General features: G+C 35.6%; 16 protein-coding genes and 1 tRNA gene. 8 read left to right on the top strand and 9 right to left on the bottom strand.

Translation table 11 applies throughout. The features are described 5' to 3' along the window. Positions 1-92: 92 nt before the first annotated feature. Entirely contained in the window at positions 93-932 is an 840-nt protein-coding gene (locus ACEN2K_RS02280; protein ID WP_441757688.1) for a helix-turn-helix domain-containing protein, read from the top strand. A gap of 201 nt (positions 933-1133) precedes the next feature. Continuing rightward, positions 1134-2636, top strand: coding sequence for an aldehyde dehydrogenase family protein (locus ACEN2K_RS02285; RefSeq protein ID WP_441757689.1), 1503 nt, complete (start codon positions 1134-1136; stop codon positions 2634-2636). 185 nt (positions 2637-2821) lie between these two features. Here ACEN2K_RS02285 and ACEN2K_RS02290 read toward each other — a convergent pair. After that, a tRNA-Ala gene (locus tag ACEN2K_RS02290) sits at positions 2822-2895 on the bottom strand. Between the two features lie 121 nt (positions 2896-3016). On the opposite strand from ACEN2K_RS02290, the gene ACEN2K_RS02295 reads away from it, so the two are divergent. The 3 genes from ACEN2K_RS02295 to ACEN2K_RS02305 all read left to right on the top strand — a co-directional run bounded on the left by ACEN2K_RS02295 (position 3017) and on the right by ACEN2K_RS02305 (position 5199). Beyond that, positions 3017-3784, top strand: coding sequence for an enoyl-CoA hydratase/isomerase family protein (locus tag ACEN2K_RS02295; protein ID WP_441757690.1), 768 nt, complete (start codon positions 3017-3019; stop codon positions 3782-3784). A gap of 180 nt (positions 3785-3964) precedes the next feature. Then, positions 3965-4417 (top strand): 6-pyruvoyl trahydropterin synthase family protein, encoded by a 453-nt coding sequence (locus ACEN2K_RS02300; protein WP_441757691.1) that lies wholly within the window; start codon positions 3965-3967, stop codon positions 4415-4417. Positions 4418-4440: 23 nt separating this feature from the next. Next, on the top strand, positions 4441-5199 hold the full coding sequence (locus tag ACEN2K_RS02305) for a UDP-2,3-diacylglucosamine diphosphatase (protein ID WP_441757692.1): 759 nt from the start codon (positions 4441-4443) through the stop codon (positions 5197-5199). On the opposite strand, the gene ACEN2K_RS02310 is transcribed toward ACEN2K_RS02305, so the two are convergent. The 6 genes from ACEN2K_RS02310 to ACEN2K_RS02335 form a co-directional block, all read right to left on the bottom strand. Then, on the bottom strand, positions 5196-5552 hold the full coding sequence (locus ACEN2K_RS02310; RefSeq protein ID WP_441757693.1) for a hypothetical protein: 357 nt from the start codon (positions 5550-5552) through the stop codon (positions 5196-5198). The genes ACEN2K_RS02305 and ACEN2K_RS02310 overlap by 4 nt on opposite strands. Before the next feature lie 114 nt (positions 5553-5666). Then, on the bottom strand, positions 5667-6950 hold the full coding sequence (locus ACEN2K_RS02315; protein ID WP_441757694.1) for an MFS transporter: 1284 nt from the start codon (positions 6948-6950) through the stop codon (positions 5667-5669). Beyond that, complete coding sequence (gene recJ / locus ACEN2K_RS02320) at positions 6950-8638, bottom strand: single-stranded-DNA-specific exonuclease RecJ (protein ID WP_441757695.1); 1689 nt, start codon at positions 8636-8638, stop codon at positions 6950-6952. Before recJ ends, ACEN2K_RS02315 begins: the two co-directional genes overlap by 1 nt. A gap of 47 nt (positions 8639-8685) precedes the next feature. Further along, complete coding sequence (locus tag ACEN2K_RS02325) at positions 8686-9030, bottom strand: HopJ type III effector protein (RefSeq protein ID WP_441757696.1); 345 nt, start codon at positions 9028-9030, stop codon at positions 8686-8688. A gap of 9 nt (positions 9031-9039) precedes the next feature. Continuing rightward, a complete protein-coding gene (rsmI, locus tag ACEN2K_RS02330) occupies positions 9040-9762 on the bottom strand; it encodes a 16S rRNA (cytidine(1402)-2'-O)-methyltransferase (protein ID WP_441757697.1) in 723 nt (240 codons plus the stop codon). Positions 9763-9864: 102 nt separating this feature from the next. Further along, positions 9865-10986 carry a hypothetical protein gene (locus ACEN2K_RS02335; protein ID WP_441757698.1) on the bottom strand — a complete coding sequence of 374 codons (1122 nt, stop codon included), beginning with the start codon at positions 10984-10986 and terminating at the stop codon, positions 9865-9867. A gap of 241 nt (positions 10987-11227) precedes the next feature. On the opposite strand from ACEN2K_RS02335, the gene ACEN2K_RS02340 reads away from it, so the two are divergent. Beyond that, the gene (locus ACEN2K_RS02340; RefSeq protein WP_441757699.1) at positions 11228-11824 is read left to right on the top strand and encodes a thymidine kinase; all 597 of its coding nucleotides are present in this window, start codon (positions 11228-11230) and stop codon (positions 11822-11824) included. A 141-nt stretch (positions 11825-11965) separates the two neighbouring features. Here ACEN2K_RS02340 and rpoN read toward each other — a convergent pair whose 3' ends face one another. Both rpoN and asnS read right to left on the bottom strand, forming a co-directional pair. Further along, on the bottom strand, positions 11966-13432 hold the full coding sequence (gene rpoN / locus ACEN2K_RS02345; RefSeq protein ID WP_441757700.1) for an RNA polymerase factor sigma-54: 1467 nt from the start codon (positions 13430-13432) through the stop codon (positions 11966-11968). Positions 13433-13521: 89 nt separating this feature from the next. Further along, on the bottom strand, positions 13522-14958 hold the full coding sequence (gene asnS / locus ACEN2K_RS02350) for an asparagine--tRNA ligase (RefSeq protein WP_441757701.1): 1437 nt from the start codon (positions 14956-14958) through the stop codon (positions 13522-13524). A gap of 297 nt (positions 14959-15255) precedes the next feature. Between asnS and ACEN2K_RS02355 the strand changes: the two genes are divergently transcribed. Both ACEN2K_RS02355 and ACEN2K_RS02360 read left to right on the top strand, forming a co-directional pair. Beyond that, positions 15256-15714, top strand: a complete 459-nt coding sequence (locus ACEN2K_RS02355; protein ID WP_441757702.1) for an RNA methyltransferase — start codon at positions 15256-15258, stop codon at positions 15712-15714. 42 nt (positions 15715-15756) lie between these two features. After that, complete coding sequence (locus ACEN2K_RS02360; protein WP_441757703.1) at positions 15757-16533, top strand: TlpA family protein disulfide reductase; 777 nt, start codon at positions 15757-15759, stop codon at positions 16531-16533. The last annotated feature ends 7 nt before the right edge of the window (positions 16534-16540 follow it).

A 16540-nucleotide genomic window follows, 5' to 3' on the forward strand; every position in this document is an offset into this window, starting at 1 on the left:
TGTATTATAATTTTATGAATGGAATTCTTGATTAATTGAATCCCAGTGTACTAATTTCTTTCATTATTTTCATCTTTTTTCACAAAAATGCTATGCCAATAGAAAACATACCTGAAATTTATTTTCAGGACAAAAAATCAAATCTCGACTTATTAATTTATGACTTTAAGATGACTAATGATGTTGTTAAAAGTAAAGTCAATTTAAGTATGAATATGTTCAGCTTTTTACAAGTAGGTAAAAAGCAAGTTCACTTTGCCGATACTTCTGTAGCGGTTAATAGTAAACAATCTTTACTGCTAAAAAAGGGTAATTGGCTTTGGACGGAGCTATTGGATACTGAAGCTATTTATTATTGTAAACTTTTCTTTTTTTCGGAGCAAAAATTGATTGACTTTTTAAGTAAATATACTAATAATGTTGTGCCTTCTAATGATGAAATCGCCTATTTTGTCATTGAAAATGATGCGTATATAGCAGCTTTTATAAATTCAGTAACAATACTAGATACAGCTGATTCGGGTTTTGAAAAGCAACTACTTTCTCTGAAATTTGAAGAAATCATGCTGTATCTTTTAAATAAATACGGTAAGAAATTTGAATTGTATTTGCATTCTCTAATTTCTAATGATGTTTCCCCGTTTAAAAGCGTAGTAGAGAGTAATGTTTATTCGAATTTAAAACTAGAGGAAATTGCCTTTTTATGCAATATGAGTTTGTCCACTTTTAAACGTCATTTTATCGCCGAATACAAAGAAGCACCTGGGAAATGGTTGCAGGAGAAGCGCTTGCAAAGAGCCAAAGAAATATTACAAGAAGGCGTATTAAAACCTTCGGATATTTATTTAGATATGGGTTATAACAATTTATCTAACTTTAGTATTGCTTTTAAAAACAAATTTAATATAAGTCCAAAGGAAATCACTTCATAATTGCAAAACGTTGAACTTAAGTAAGTTGATAAATTTATGTTATTTGTTTACTGGTTAAAGTATTAAAATGACCTTTTTTCATAATTTTTTGAACTGAATCAATAACTGCAAGAATTGGCCTTAACCATACATTTGTGGTGTAATTATTTATAACAAGCATGTTATAAATAATTACACCAATATAATTTTAAAAATATAATTATGGCAAATGTAACTAAACCCGTTTTTAAAGAAAGATACGGGAATTTTATTGACGGAAAGTTTGTTGCTCCGGTTAACGGGCAATATTTTGATAATGTATCACCAGTAGACGGAAAAGTATTTACTCAAGCAGCTCGTTCTTCTGAGGAAGATGTTAACCTTGCATTAGATGCAGCACATAAAGCATTTCCTTCTTGGAGCACAACATCAGCAACAGAGCGCAGTAATATGTTACTTAAGATCGCTCAGGTAATGGAAGATAACTTCGAATATTTAGCAACATTAGAGACAATTGATAATGGAAAACCAATTCGTGAATCTCGTGCAGCTGATATTCCTTATTGTATCGATCACTTTCGTTATTTTGCAGGAGTGATTCGTGCGGATGAAGGAAGTATTTCAGAGCATGATAAAAATACCGTAAGCATTGTTTTGCATGAACCTATCGGAGTAGTTGGAGAGATTATTCCTTGGAATTTTCCAATGTTAATGTTAGCATGGAAAATCGCTCCAGCATTAGCAGCAGGTTGTACGGCAGTTGTAAAACCAGCGGAACAAACTCCTACAAGTGTTATGCTTTTAATGGAATTAATAGGAGATATTTTACCTGCGGGAGTGTTAAACATTGTAACTGGTTTTGGTAATGAAGCGGGTGAAGCTCTAGCAACCTCTAAGCGTGTTGCTAAACTTTCTTTTACTGGTTCTACAGCAACAGGACGTAAAGTATTGCACAATGCAGCTGAAAACATTATTCCGGTAACTATGGAATTAGGAGGGAAATCTCCAAATATATTTTTCCCATCAGTAGCAGATAAAGATGATGCTTTTTTTAGCAAAGCTATTGAAGGAGCGCTAATGTTTGCACTGAATCAAGGCGAAATCTGTACTGCACCAACACGTATTTTAGTTCATGAAAGCATTGCAGACCTTTTCATAGAAAGAATGCAACAACGTCTAGGAGCGATTAAAACAGGTAACCCACTAGATCCAGAAACCATGATCGGTTCTCAAGTTTCTAAGGCGCAGTACGACAAAATTTTGAACTATATCAACATTGGAAAGGAAGAAGGTGCTACAGTTTTAGCTGGTGGAGACGCTGGAAACTACGAAGGAGAACTTTCTGAAGGATACTATATTCAACCAACAGTTTTAAAAGGAAACAACGATATGCGTGTCTTCCAAGAAGAAATTTTTGGACCTGTAGTAGCGTTAACCACTTTTAGTACTACCGAGGAGGCAATTGCAATTGCAAATGACACACCTTACGGTTTAGGTGCAGGAGTTTGGTCTCGTGACGCACATGAATTATTTCAAGTTCCACGTGCTATACAGGCGGGAAGAGTTTGGGTAAACCAATACCATACTTACCCTGCTCACGCTCCTTTTGGAGGTGTTAAAGAATCTGGTTTTGGACGTGAAAATCATAAAATGGCCTTAGATCATTACCGTGTTGTAAAAAACATGTTGATTTCTTATGATAAAGAGCCAATGGGATTCTTTTAATCAAAAACTAACTTAAATTTTACAAAAAAACCTCGGATATTCCGAGGTTTTGTCGTTTTAACGGTATAGAGACTATTTATTAGTTCGTAATATTAAATAGAAGTGCTTGAAATCTAATCAATGGTCACATCTGAGTAACAAAAAACCCTTAAAATCACCAGATTTCAAGGGTTTTTTTAATAATGTGGAGAATACCGGATTCGAACCGGTCACCTCTTGCCTGCCAGGCAAGCACTCTAGCCAAATGAGCTAATCCCCCAATACAATCGCAAATATAACATTATTTAGCATTCAAAAAACAAATAAAAAAACAACTTTCTGCTGGTTGAATTGTACTACTTTCTTCAGAATAATTTTAACTTTACCACAAAACTATTCAAATGACTACAGCAGCAACGACCGGTTCACTTACTTCAACAATTCAAGACAATATTGCAACGGTACAATTTTCACATCCCGCGAGCAATTCTATTCCTCGTCAATTGCTGGATTCACTCACTGATGCGTTAAATCAGCTGAGTTCAAATCCAGATGTAGCGATAATCGTTTTGCGAAGTGAAGGCAAAGGAGCGTTTTGTGCTGGCGCATCATTTGATGAGCTTTTGGCGGTTTCAAATCTACAAGAAGGCACCGCTTTTTTCTCTGGATTTGCTAACCTAATCAACGCCATGCGCAACTGTTCAAAAATTATCGTGGGTCGCATTCACGGTAAGGCAGTAGGAGGCGGTGTTGGCATAGTAGCTGCCTGTGATTATGCTTTTGCTACTACAAATGCTGCGGTAAAACTCTCTGAACTTGCCATAGGTATTGGTCCGTTTGTGATTGAACCAGCTGTAAGTCGTAAGATTGGTAAGACGGCAATGACTCAGATGACGCTTGCTGCTCATGAGTGGAAAACGCCAGAATGGGCATTAGAAAAAGGGCTGTATGCGAAGTTAGTCGATGATCAAACTGAATTAGATATTGACTTAGGACATTTTACATCAAAATTAGCCTCATATAATCCGGAGGCGCTACAGCAAATGAAAAAAATTATCTGGGAAGGAACCGCTAACTGGGATGTACTTTTAGTTGAAAGAGCTGCTATTTCAGGTAAATTAGTACTCTCTGATTTTACTAAAAATGCCTTAAACCAATTTAAGAAATAATTGCTTTCGTAGTTTTATCAGAAGCTATTTCCTGCTATTCGCTATATCTTTTACTGGCTAAAGAAGCCAGTAAAAGGATGCCGCTACTATCAGGGCTAAAACGCATAGAGTCGGAAACACAATATTTCCAATCCATTTCTCACAACAAATGACTAAATTTGCAGTCAAAATTATACCTAGATGAGCAATATCAGAATTACAAAACAATTTAATTTCGAAACTGGACATGCCCTTTATGGCTACGACGGAAAATGTAAAAATGTTCACGGACATAGCTACAAATTATCAGTGACCGTTATAGGAAGTCCGATTACTAATAGAGACGATGTCAAATTCGGAATGGTAATTGACTTTTCGGACTTAAAGAAAATTGTAAAAGAAGAGATTGTAGATCAATTCGACCACGCAACTGTTTTTAATGAAACTACGCCTCACGTAGAGCTTGCTATGGAATTAAAAAATCGTGGTCACCATGTAATCTTAGTAGATTATCAGCCTACAAGCGAAAACATGGTAATTGATTTTTCACAAAGAATCATTAGCCGTTTGCCACAAGGAATTAAACTTTTCTCTTTGAAGTTGCAGGAAACTGAGTCTTCATTTGCAGAGTGGTACGCTAGCGATAATCTATAATTCATAACTGATATCTTAGTTTAATGAAATTACCTAATAATAAAAAAGTATATTTTGCTTCTGATCAACATTTTGGAGCGCCTACTCCCGAATTAAGTTTTCCCAGAGAAAAAAAATTCGTGGCTTGGCTGGACGAAGTAAAAGAAGATGCAGAAGCTATTTTTTTAGTGGGGGATTTATTTGACTTTTGGTTTGAATATAAAACCGTAGTTCCCAAGGGTTTTATACGTGTTTTAGGTAAACTTGCTGAAATTCGCGACAGCGGAATTCCCATATACTTTTTTGTAGGGAATCACGATTTATGGATGCATGGTTATTTCGAAAAAGAATTAAATATTCCCGTTTATCATGACAATCAAGAATATACTTTTGGTGATAAAACCTTCTTAGTAGGTCATGGTGACGGAAAAGGTCCTGGTGACATGGGTTACAAACGTATGAAAAAGGTGTTTACTAATCCTTTTTCAAAATGGCTTTTCAGATGGCTTCATCCAGACATAGGAGTAGGATTAGCACAGTATCTTTCGGTAAAAAATAAATTGATTTCTGGTGATGAAGATGTGACCTTTCTTGGCGAAGACAACGAATGGCTAATTTTATATGCTAAAAAGAAACTAGAGACTAAACACTATAATTACCTCGTCTTTGGTCACCGTCATTTACCTATGAAAGTAACTGTGGGTGTAGACGCGGAATATGTGAATCTAGGCGACTGGATTTCATATTTTACTTATGGCGTTTTTGATGGGGAAAATTTCGAAATTAAGAAGTACGATAATTAGTTCATTCCTGCGCCATATAAATATTCATCCATATTTATTTTAAATAAGGTTCCTTCTACTAAATCTTTAATCGCTTTTAATTCTTTCATTGAAACGGCTAAGTCAATTTGGCTGCAAGGCGTCTTTAATAAAAACTTATCGCAACTGTTTTTCATTGCACAATCATCGCAGCAATTATTTTTCTTAATGCTCTCTTCAATTAAACAGATGAAATTATTAAGTTCAGGAACCGTGAAATAAAAGCCAGTTTCCTTAAATACTATTTGAACTTTATTCAAAATTGTCTGGTTTTCCTTTTTCCAATAAAATGAAATCCCTGAATGGTTATAATATATTTGTTCTATTTCTTTCATAGTAGTCGTGTATGAAACAAATATACCATTTATTTAGATTGGTTCTAAATAGGTTGTAGTTAAATTTATCTTTAAAATAATGAGAACAGGTATCTTGCTATTTATCTCAATAGCTTAGTCTTCGTTTTCGTGTTCTTCTAAATCTTTGGTCAGATCTAATTTTCTAAAAGTGGGTGATATTATTCCAGTAGTTAATACCACGAAGAGTGTCATACTTCCTCCAAAGACAACAGCAGTGACTGTTCCCATTAATTTAGCTGTCAATCCGCTTTCAAAAGCCCCCAATTCATTCGATGAACCCACAAACATGGAGTTTACTGCTGAAACCCTGCCTCGCATATGATCAGGTGTTTTTAGTTGTAAAATAGTTTGGCGTATCACCACTGAAATTCCATCAAAGACGCCACTAAGGAACAAGGCTAACAGAGAGACCCAAAAAATGGTGGAAAGTCCAAATACAATTATACAGATTCCGAAGGCAAATATGGCTGAAAGTAATTTCATTCCGGCATTTTTACTTAAGGGTACATAGGCGGTAATTAACATGGTAATAAAAGCACCCACGGCTGGAGCGGCTCTCAAAAAACCAAAACCTTCTGGTCCCACTTTTAAAATATCTTGCGCGAAAACGGGAAGTAACGCTACGGCACCCCCAAAAAGTACGGCCACCATATCTAATGTAATAGCTCCTAAAACGGTTTTATTATTAAAAACAAATTTGATTCCTTCTGTCAGACTCTCCATCACTGGTTCTCCAATTTTTGGATTTAAAATTGGTTTTTTTTCGATTTGAGAGAGTGCTAATAAAGCAAGTATCGAACAGGCAAAAACAGAGCACATGGACCAGTGAACGCCTATCAACGTTATTGAAAATCCAGCCACTGCCGGCCCTACAACCGAGGCGATCTGCCAAACAGAACTGCTCCAAGTTGCTGCATTTGGATAAGCTTTTTTAGGAACTAGTAATGATAATAAGGAAAAGATTGTTGGTCCGAGAAAAGCTCTAACCAAACCACCTAAAAACACTAGAAAATAAATAGCGTACAAAATACTTTTGGTACTGAAATCACTGACCACAGCAGGCCAAGTCAATAAAAATAATCCAAAACTTATAACCGAAAAAGCAAGAATACATTTTACTAATAATCCTTTCTTTTCTTTTTGATCGACAATATGACCTGCAAACAAAGCCATAGATAATGCAGGAATTACTTCCATTAGTCCGATAATCCCTAAAGATAGTGGGTCTTTTGTAATGCTATATACTTGCCATTCTATAACGATAAACTGCATGGACCAAGCAAATACCATCGCAAATCGCAGTAGTAAAAATGTATTGAATTCCTTGTATCGTAAAGCGGCGTAGGGATCTTTTTTCTTTAAATTGTCAGCACTCATTATCGTATGTTTTTTAATCGTAGTTGTGTTGAAACGTTGCCGTTCCATTCGTTTTCATCAATACAGTAAGCGGCCTCAAAGAATTGCTGTCCTTTAGTCAAGCCAATTTTATTTCCTAGGCCAAAACCGATAGCAGCAATACCTTCGGAATTATTTTGTTTTACAAAAAGGCGCAAATGTTCTTCATCTTTCCCCATCGTTTTGCCGTAACCCGTATCAATAATATTTTTAGTTAAAAAGACAGGAGTCATATTTTGTGGTCCAAAAGGTTCAAACTGCTTTAAAATTCTAAAAAATTTAGGGGTGATATCAGAGAAGTTGATTTCAGCATCAATCTCGATTTCAGGTGTGCGCATTTCAGGATGAATTGTATCTTGAACTTGCTTCTCAAATGCTTCCTTAAAAGCAGGATAGTTTTCTTCTTTTAACGTCATTCCTGCTGCATACATATGACCACCAAATTGTTCTAAATAATCAGAACAGGCGTCTAAAGCATTATACACATCAAACCCTTTTACAGATCGCGCGGATGCAGCATATTTATCACCACTTTTTGTAAATACTAATGTAGGACGGTAATAGGTTTCTATTAATCGCGAAGCAACAATACCAATCACTCCTTTGTGCCAGTCTTCCTGATACACCACAGTGGTAAAGCGATCTTGTTCTTGATTCACTTCAATCTGGTTAAAGGCTTCTTTGGTAATTTGTTTGTCGAGATCTTTTCGATCCGAGTTGTATTGTTCAATTTCAGAAGCAAATTGTTGTGCTTGTTCAAAATCAAATTCGGTTAACAATTCCACTGCGTGATTACCATGTTTAATTCTGCCAGCCGCATTGATTCTCGGGGCAATGATAAAAACAACATCGGTAATATCTAAGGTTTGTTTTTTTATCTGGTGAATTAATGCCTTGATTCCGGGTCTTGGGTCATCATTGATAACTTGTAATCCATAATAGGCCAGAACTCTGTTTTCTCCAGTCATCGGTACAATATCTGCGGCTATTGCGGTAGCCACTAAGTCTAAATACGAAATCAAATCTTCGATGGTTTCTCCTTTTTTACTTCCTAAGGCTTGTATTAGTTTAAAACCAATACCACAACCACATAATTCGTCATAAGGATAACTACAGTCGGTTCTTTTAGGATCTAAGACGGCAACAGCCTCAGGAAGTTCGTCTCCTGGTCTGTGGTGGTCACAAATAATAAAGTCAATGTTTTTATCTTTTGCGTAAGCGACATGATCTATAGACTTAATACCGCAGTCGAGTGCTATGATAAGGCTAAAGCCATTGTCCTCAGCAAAATCGATTCCTTTATAAGACACTCCATATCCTTCTAGGTAGCGATCTGGAATGTAAGTGGCGACATTAGAATAATAGGACTTTAAATAAGAAGATACTAGTGAAACAGCTGTGGTGCCATCAACATCATAATCACCAAAGACAAGAATGCGCTCTTCATTTGCAATGGCTAACTCAATCCTAGCAACTGCTTTTTCCATATCTTTCATTAACAAAGGATCATGAAGGTGATCTAACGACGGACGAAAAAAAGCTTTGGCCTGTTCAAAAGTTTCTATACCACGTTGTACCAGTAAAGTTGCTACAAAATCTTCTACATTTAAGGCTGCGGCCAAATGTTTGATTTTGTCCTCTGAAGGTTTGGGTTTAATGGTCCAACGCATCGTCTTTTGTTTAAAGTTTTAGGTGAAAAGAGATTTTTTCGTTTGATTTATTTCAACTGCAAAGCTTCGCCTTCAAATTGGATTCCGTTCCAACCCGTTATCATAAAGTTGCGGATATTTTGGTGATCCGTTCCTTCTGGCTTGTTTAGTACATCTTCAAAATAGTACGCACCAAAGCAGCTTAAAGTTTCTTCTTGTGTAAGCTGTTGTGCTTTTGCGAAAGCAAACACTTTACAAGATCCTGAGTTTTCTCCAGCAGCATTGTCTTGATTGCCATTTTTAAAGGCGGTTGCTGTGAAATCGTAATTTTCTTCGATTACTGCGATGGTATCTGTAAAAGCAATAGATTTTGGGTTTTCTTTTACAGTTGTAAGGAATGTTGATATCGTCATGAGATGGCTTTATTCTTTATTGTCTTCTTTTGAAAATTTACTTTTCTTTGCTTCTTTTACAAAAGGTTTCCCTGCTACAACCACAACAATTTCTCCTCGAGGAGCTGTTTTTTCAAAATGGGTTAACACTTCTCGAGTGGTTCCTCTTACATTTTCTTCGTGTAGTTTTGATAATTCTCTAGAAACGCATATTTGACGGTCCTCGCCAAAGTAAGTAATAAATTCGGCTAAGGTTTTTACTAATTTATGCGGAGAAACATATAAAATCATCGTTCTGCTTTCTTCGGCTAATTCTAAATAGCGTGTTTGACGCCCTTTTTTTTCAGGTAAAAATCCTTCAAAAACAAATTTGTCATTGGGTAAGCCACTATTGACTAAGGCGGGCACAAAAGCTGTCGCACCCGGTAGGCATTCTACATCAATTCCGTTTTCAACACATGCTCGAGTTAGTAAAAACCCAGGATCAGAGATAGCAGGTGTTCCAGCATCTGAAATAAGAGCAATGTTTTCTCCTGCTTTTAAACGAGCAATTAAATTCTCAACAGTTTTATGTTCGTTATGCATGTGGTGGCTGTGCATGTGCGTGCCAATTTCAAAATGTTTCAACAGTTTTCCACTCGTACGGGTGTCTTCTGCCAGAATTAAATCGACTTCTTTGAGTATTCGAATGGCTCTAAAAGTCATGTCTTCGAGATTACCTATAGGGGTGGGAACAATATATAATTTTGACATAATAACTAATACATGGGTTTAATATAAATTGCAGTTTGTGAAATCACTTTAAGTAATTTGCTTGCTACAAAGTCAACTTAGTTTGATTTTGAGTTTACAGAATTAAAGAAATTTTTTCTCTATAATATCCATAAAACGTTCTGCGTAATCATCTTTACCTTTCCAATCATTATAGTCGGGTTTAACCATTTCTTCAATAAAATTACGGGTCTCGTAAAAATTATCAAAAGTGATCAATTGATTTAAAACTCGGTTGTAATCTTCTTCACTATTGCCAAAAAGATGTTTAACAAAAGCAATGCGATCGTTTAGATCAATATCAATTCCTTTAGAAAATTTGTCGTTGATAGAAAGGTTTTTTGGAGTTTCTGCAACAGTTGGTTTTTCTATAGCTGGTGGAGTACTCACTGCTTCATCTGCAGCTTTTTCTTCTACAGCTTCAAAAACGGTTTCTGGCGGAAGAGGTTCTACATTATCTACTTTTACAAAAAGAGTATCGTTGTAATTACCCCCCAGCAAGTCTTCAAATGATATTTGAACCGCTTCATTTTTCTTTGGTGTTTCACTTTCTGACAATTCGAATGCTGGAGTAAAATCATCCTTTTTATCATCATTAATGTCTGTTTTTGCAGACTCTTCCTGTTCTGTAATTAATTCTTCATCTACTGGTGGAACACCAAGAACTTCTTCTTCGATTTCTTGCTCTTCCTCGTTTTCTTCAGTAGGCTCCTCAACAACTGGTTCTTCTTTTAGGTCAGCTTCAAAAGCAATACTTTCTGATTCTTCTTCCTCAACATCTTCTTCTTCTTTTACTATACTTTGGTTGTCGGAATGCTCCATTTCAGTTTCTGAAATAATTTCTGGCTCATCCTTAGTTTCCCTATCTAAATTCTCATCTGCAACTGTCGTTTCTTCAACAACTTCTTCAGTGCGTTCTTCTACTTCTTCAGCTTCATGGGGAAGATTAGTTTCATTCATTTCGATAACGGTCTCAACGGGTAAGTCAGCTTCTTTGTCATAAAAATCTTCCACTTCTTTTTCAATTTCAGCATGCCCTATTGTTGGTTTTGCATCACCATAGTGCTCATCAATAAATCGTAAAACGGAAAGTTTCTCGTACAATTTTTGCGTTTCTAAATACAATTGATTGACGTCAGACTTGTTTTTTAGTTGTAATATTCTGTGAGCAATGCTCATTAAATCGGCTTCCAGTCTTTTTTTCATAACGTTTAAATTATTGTATGTATTGCGTATTTGTTTCTTTTTAAACCCCGAACTTTATCTTGATAAATGAATAATAACCCTTTAGCGGATTTATTTAATTTTTTAAATAACTGTTCACAAATCTTCGAATTAATAAAATTTTTCTACTTTTGAGACAGCGTAAAAGTATAAAATCTTACGCCCATTTATTACATTACAAAGTAATAAAAACTATTCATTTTTTAAGTTAGAAAAATACAAAATGTTTCTCGAAAATACAGTAAATCATAAAGAGCAATTTGGTTGGATTGAAGTCATTTGCGGTTCGATGTTTTCGGGTAAAACCGAAGAATTGATTCGCCGACTCAAGAGAGCGCAATTTGCCAAGCAAAAAGTGGAAATTTTTAAACCAGAAATTGATACGCGTTACCATGATGAGATGGTTGTTTCTCACGACTCTAATGAAATTCGTTCTACACCCGTTCCTGCAGCAGCTAACATCGCCATTTTAGCACAAGGATGTGATGTAGTGGGGATTGATGAAGCACAGTTTTTTGATGACGAAATCGTTAAAATTTGTAATGATTTAGCCAATCAAGGAATTCGAGTTATTGTAGCGGGATTAGACATGGATTTTAAAGGGAATCCTTTTGGTCCTATGCCTGCACTTATGGCTACTGCCGAATATGTAACAAAAGTTCATGCTGTATGTACACGCACTGGAAACCTAGCGAATTATAGTTTTAGAAAAACCGACAGTGATAAACTTGTCATGCTAGGGGAAACTGAAGAATACGAGCCGCTTAGCCGTGCAGCTTATTACCACGCCATGCGAAAAGATCAGGAAGAAAAGAAGTAAGCCTTTGTCCAGTCTTCTCCAAAGGAGAGTCAGCTATAATGTGGCTGGAACCCATAAAATACAAAACCCTTTCTGATGCTCAGAAAGGGTTTTGCATTTTTAAATCAAAAATAATTGATCAGTAATTTGAAATCTACATTCTTATATCTTCTTCCTCATTCTTGCCACAGGAATATCGAGTTGCTCTCTGTATTTAGCAATGGTTCTTCTAGCAATAGGATAGCCTTTTTCTTTAAGTAAATCAGCAAGTTGATCATCTGGATAAGGTTTTTTCTTATCTTCTTCTTCGATAATGTTTTGCAATATTTTTTTAATTTCAAGCGTCGATACATCTTCACCTTGATCATTTTTCATTGCTTCTGAGAAGAATTCTTTGATCAATTTAGTTCCATAAGGTGTTTCTACATACTTGCTATTGGCAACCCTAGAAATAGTTGAAATGTCTAATCCCACCATGTCAGCAATGTCTTTTAAGATCATTGGTTTTAATTTGGTCTCATCACCATCTAAGAAGTATTCCTCCTGATAATGCATGATCGCATTCATGGTTACAAAAAGCGTTTCTTGACGTTGTCTAATCGCATCAATAAACCATTTAGCCGAATCTAGTTTTTGCTTGATAAATTGTACTGCATCTTTTTGTGCTCCTGATTTATCTCTAGAATCTTTATAGGTTTGCATCATTTCCTGATAGTCTTTTGAGACATGCAGGCTAGGAGCATTTCTTCCGTTAAGCGTTAGCTCTAATTCACCATCTACAATTCGAATGGCAAAGTCAGGAACTACATTTTCAGTAATCTTATTATTACCCGTAAAAGCACCGCCTGGTTTCGGATTCAGCCTTTCAATTTCATGGATGGCTTTTTTTAATTGCTCGTTAGAAACCCCGTATTTTTGCAATAATTTATCGTAATGTTTTTTGGTAAAAGCATCAAATTGATTCTCGATAATATCTGTTGCAAGATCAATATATTCTGATGGTGTTTTGTGTTTCAATTGCAGTAATAAACATTCTTGTAAATCACGCGCACCCACACCCGATGGTTCTAATTGGTGAATTACATGTAGCATTCTTTCTACAGTGTCTTCATCAGTATAAATCGCTTGAGTGAATGCCATATCATCTACGATATCAGCAATACTCCTGCGGATGTATCCCATGTCATCGATGCTTCCTACTAAGAATTCAGCGATGTCTCGCTCATTATCATCTAGAATAAAAGTATTCAACTGATTAATTAAATCCTGATGAAAACTAATAGGAGAGGCTAATGGAGATTCTCGTTCTTCATCATCATCACTGTAGTTGTTAGCTTGGGTCTTATAATCCGGTGAATCATCATCACTTAGATATTCATCGATATTGATGTCATCTGCTTCAATTCTATCTGATTCAGCATCATCATAATCATCATAATCTTCGTTTTCGAACTCGTCTTTTTCGTAGTCATCTTCTTCCTTTCCTGCTTCTAAAGCTGGATTTTCATTCATTTCCTCTAATAAACGTTGTTCAAAGGCTTGCGTAGGCAATTGAATTAACTTCATCAGCTGGATTTGCTGTGGAGATAATTTCTGTGATAATTTTAAATTTAAGAATTGCTTTAGCATTTATTTTTTTGTTTAAAAAGTTTAAGGTTTAAAGTTTAAAGATGTCAGTATTTTAAACAGCTTTAAACTTTAAACAAATTAAACTATTTTTAAAATTCCGCATTCATTGGTGTTCTTGGGAAAGGAATTACGTCGCGTATGTTAGTCATTCCAGTAACAAAAAGAACGAGTCTTTCAAATCCAAGTCCGAAACCAGAGTGTACTGCTGAACCGAATCGTCTAGTATCTAAATACCACCATAATTCTTCCTCATCAATTCCTAAGGCTTTCATTTTTTCAACTAAAACGTCAAAACGCTCTTCTCTTTGAGAACCTCCTACGATTTCTCCAATTCCAGGGAACAGGATATCCATCGCACGAACTGTTTTTCCGTCTTCGTTCAAACGCATGTAGAATGCTTTAATATTTGCTGGGTAATCAAACAAGATTACTGGGCATTTAAAGTGTTTCTCTACTAAATAACGCTCGTGTTCTGACTGTAAATCAGCTCCCCATTCGTTAATGATGTAGTTGAATTTTTTCTTTTTGTTTGGAGTACAGTCTCTCAAAATGTCAATTGCTTCAGTATAAGAAACGCGTTTAAAATTGTTATCTAAAACAAAGTTTAACTTGTCTAGCAAAGCCATTTCACTTCTTTCAGCTTGTGGTTTTGATTTTTCTTCGTCTAGCAAACGATTTTCTAAGAATTTTAAATCCTCAGGACATTTGTCTAAGGTGTATTTTATGACATACTGAATGAATTCTTCAGCAAGATCCATATTGTCGTTCAAGTCATTAAAAGCAACCTCAGGTTCGATCATCCAAAATTCGGCAAGGTGACGAGAAGTGTTTGAATTTTCTGCTCTAAACGTTGGACCAAAAGTATAAATCTGACCTAAAGCCATAGCAAAAGTCTCTCCTTCTAATTGTCCAGAAACCGTTAGATTAGTTTCTTTTCCAAAGAAATCTTCTTTATAATCAACTTTTCCTTCCTCAGTTCTTGGAGTTCCGTCAAATGGTAAAGCGGTAACTTTGAACATTTCACCTGCACCTTCAGCGTCAGATCCTGTAATGATTGGCGTGTTAACATACACAAAACCTTTTTCTTGGAAATAGCTGTGCACCGCATAAGATAAAACCGAACGAACACGCATAATTGCCCCAAACATATTCGTACGTACTCTTAAATGAGCATTTTCACGTAAGAAATCTAAGCTTGGTTTGTTTTTTGGTTGTATCGGGAATTTCTCAGCATCTGAGTCTCCTAATATTTCTAATTTGGCAACCTGAATCTCAAATTTTTGTCCGGCACCTTTACTCTCTACAAGAGTTCCAGTTACCGAAATCGCAGCTCCAGTGGTGATTCTTTTCAATGTTTCGTCAGGAGTATTCTCAAAATCGACTACACATTGTATATTATCGATGGTAGAACCATCGTTCAAAGCGATAAATTGATTATTTCTAAAAGTTCGTACCCATCCTTTTGCATTTACTTCATGTAGCGTCGTGGTACTGTTTAGTAAGTCTTTAACTCTTTTGTGTCTCATTTTATTTTTAGATTTTTAGCGAAGCTATGCGCCATAGCACTGCGTATCGAATAATAGTAAATGCAAATATAAATGATTTGTTTTAATTGTCATTGTAGTAAGCAAGCAATCAGCATCAGAATCTGAATATTTAGGAGCTTTTTCCAGCTATCCGCTATATCTTTTATCCCGAAACAAAATCGGGATAAAAGGATGCCGCTTCTATCTGGGCTAGGCTGTAGTGGAATTGCTATTTTTACTTCATTTTAAATAAATTAAAAACTTGACAAGCCACATAACAGTTTGTATTTTTGCCCTATGAACGATAATTTTATAACCGAGTATTTCGGCATTGGGATACAAAACGGTAAAACCCCTGAAAACTTAGGCGTTTTATGGCGATCAGCACAAAACTTAGGCGCAAGTTTTATTTTTACTATTGGTAATCGCTATGCTAAACAAGCATGCGATACACACAATGCGGTAAAATCAATACCTTATTTCCATTATGAGTCTTTTGAGGATTTTTATAAAAACTTACCCAAAGGAGCACGTTTGGTAGGAGTAGAGTTGGATGACAAGGCAACTGACTTAGAGGTTTTTGAACACCCTAGACGCTGTGTGTATTTACTAGGTGCTGAAGATCATGGGCTTTCAAAAAAAGCCATTGAAAAATGCCATTATTTAGTAAAGTTCAAATCCGAGAAAAGCCTGAATGTTTCTGTTGCAGGAAGTATTGTGCTTTATGATCGAGGTCTTAACAAGCCCCGTTCATAAATTTAACGATTTGATTCCTATGCTAAATCTAAATCATTTGTAATGAAAAAATTATTTTATATCGTTTCCCTACTGGTGATTTTTGCTTCTTGTCAAGGTCAAACCAAACTAGGTAAACCAACAGTAAATCCACTTGAAGTTCAGAAAACCTACACAGACTGGCGCAATTATCAAAAAGAAACTATTCTACTATCTAGGGATTTTGTTGCATTGGATTCCAATTCAAAAGAAATCAGTAAAATGGATTTTTTAAACAAATTGAGTGAAGGAAAGTATATTCCCATTCGATTAGAATCCGATTCAACAATTTTTACTTACCAACTTTTTAAGATTGAATCCACATCAGATAGCAGTATAAAAGCTTCTATTTCTGAAATAGCTTTCAACGAAATTCAAAATCTAAAAAAGGAAGGCGAACCGTTTCCTGAATTTTCATTCAAAGATTTAAATGGAAATTTAGTAACTAATGAAAATCTTAAAGGGAAAATTGTCGTTATAAAATGCTGGTATATTCACTGTGCAGCCTGCCTTAAAGAATTTCCAGAAGTCAATAAACTAGTGGAAAAAGATAAGGATAGAACAGACATAGTTTTCCTCAGTCTAGCCGAAGATGCTCCAGAGCAATTAATACCATTTTTAGCTCGCAAACCGCTTTCTTATTCGGTCGTTCCTAATATGAAGACCTATATGAATTTAACTTTGCAGCTTAATACATTTCCTACTCATTTTATTATCAATAAAGAAGGATTCATAGTTAAGGTATTGTCTGACTACAAAGGTTTAGAAGTAGCGTTAGAAAAGGAAAGTAGTAAAAAATAAGTAGAAA

It is taken from the genome of Flavobacterium sp. W21_SRS_FM3 (assembly GCF_052113625.1).
Classification (GTDB): Bacteria; Bacteroidota; Bacteroidia; order Flavobacteriales; family Flavobacteriaceae; genus Flavobacterium.

Bases quoted from the DNA above. Each gene is read 5' to 3' on its own strand.
- rsmI (WP_441757697.1), bottom strand. From the start codon at position 9,762: ATGTCAAAATTATATATTGTTCCCACCCCTATAGGTAATCTCGAAGAC.
- ACEN2K_RS02300 (WP_441757691.1), top strand. From the start codon at position 3,965: ATGAGCAATATCAGAATTACAAAACAATTTAATTTCGAAACTGGACAT.
- ACEN2K_RS02335 (WP_441757698.1), bottom strand. From the start codon at position 10,986: ATGAAAAAAAGACTGGAAGCCGATTTAATGAGCATTGCTCACAGAATA.
- ACEN2K_RS02285 (WP_441757689.1), top strand. From the start codon at position 1,134: ATGGCAAATGTAACTAAACCCGTTTTTAAAGAAAGATACGGGAATTTT.
- ACEN2K_RS02305 (WP_441757692.1), top strand. From the start codon at position 4,441: ATGAAATTACCTAATAATAAAAAAGTATATTTTGCTTCTGATCAACAT.
- ACEN2K_RS02315 (WP_441757694.1), bottom strand. From the start codon at position 6,950: ATGAGTGCTGACAATTTAAAGAAAAAAGATCCCTACGCCGCTTTACGA.
- ACEN2K_RS02295 (WP_441757690.1), top strand. From the start codon at position 3,017: ATGACTACAGCAGCAACGACCGGTTCACTTACTTCAACAATTCAAGAC.
- rpoN (WP_441757700.1), bottom strand. From the start codon at position 13,432: ATGCTAAAGCAATTCTTAAATTTAAAATTATCACAGAAATTATCTCCA.
- ACEN2K_RS02280 (WP_441757688.1), top strand. From the start codon at position 93: ATGCCAATAGAAAACATACCTGAAATTTATTTTCAGGACAAAAAATCA.
- asnS (WP_441757701.1), bottom strand. From the start codon at position 14,958: ATGAGACACAAAAGAGTTAAAGACTTACTAAACAGTACCACGACGCTA.
- recJ (WP_441757695.1), bottom strand. From the start codon at position 8,638: ATGCGTTGGACCATTAAACCCAAACCTTCAGAGGACAAAATCAAACAT.
- ACEN2K_RS02340 (WP_441757699.1), top strand. From the start codon at position 11,228: ATGTTTCTCGAAAATACAGTAAATCATAAAGAGCAATTTGGTTGGATT.
- ACEN2K_RS02310 (WP_441757693.1), bottom strand. From the start codon at position 5,552: ATGAAAGAAATAGAACAAATATATTATAACCATTCAGGGATTTCATTT.
- ACEN2K_RS02360 (WP_441757703.1), top strand. From the start codon at position 15,757: ATGAAAAAATTATTTTATATCGTTTCCCTACTGGTGATTTTTGCTTCT.
- ACEN2K_RS02355 (WP_441757702.1), top strand. From the start codon at position 15,256: ATGAACGATAATTTTATAACCGAGTATTTCGGCATTGGGATACAAAAC.
- ACEN2K_RS02325 (WP_441757696.1), bottom strand. From the start codon at position 9,030: ATGACGATATCAACATTCCTTACAACTGTAAAAGAAAACCCAAAATCT.